The sequence below is a fragment of the Oleiphilus sp. HI0043 genome, assembly GCF_001634935.1.
This window is the reverse complement of the sequence record NZ_LWEY01000259.1, coordinates 1-666: the sequence shown is the minus strand read 5'-3', so window position 1 is coordinate 666 and position 666 is coordinate 1. Positions and strand designations below refer to the sequence as shown.

Genomic DNA, 666 nt, shown 5'->3' with positions numbered 1-666 from the left:
TGGAGTGCAGCCAACCTCGCTCACATACAGCCAAATACTCTGCTGGAAATAACACCAATTGTTCTCGATGCTGTTTGCTTAATTGCGCTTTTTCAATCCCCTTTTTCAGAACAGCCAAGCGGTCATCTATAACCTGCTGAATACAGCTATTCTCACTCAAAAGCTCCTCACAGGCTTTACTCAATAAGCAGCTCAACACAGCATCCAGCTCCAGATTTTTTGGAGTCTTTGATAAGAGTTCACCGCTATCGATAAAGCTACTAGTCGAAACAACCTTGATATGAGGCCAACGCTGATCAGCTTCGTTTAAAAATGAATATGCCGAAAAGCTGGCGCTCTCCTCATCCATCACAACCAGAAAATAATCAGCGGGTTTATGTTCCAAAAAGGAAATAGCTGATTGAATAGAGTTTGCACTTTGTATACGCAGGCCTTTAAATTTAGCTACACGTCGCGCAGAAGAACATGCTAAAGAATCATCACTAACAAACAAGAAGGCTTTGTCTAATTGCAAGCGGGTCGAATTCCATGTCATCACTTAAATCCTTTTATGATCACTGACTACTAACCGAACAAACTTATCACAGGTGCCGAGACAAGAAAGCCCGACCATATAATTAAAGGGTCACGGGTCACATTCACCTTATAAGCATATTCCATCGGAAT

At 41.9% G+C, this 666-nt stretch carries 1 protein-coding gene; it reads right to left on the bottom strand.

Translation table 11 applies throughout. The features are described 5' to 3' along the window. On the bottom strand, positions 1 to 535 hold a 535-nt coding region (locus A3729_RS03880; protein ID WP_197475541.1), incomplete at its 3' end, for a hypothetical protein. Positions 536 to 666 lie beyond the last annotated feature (131 nt).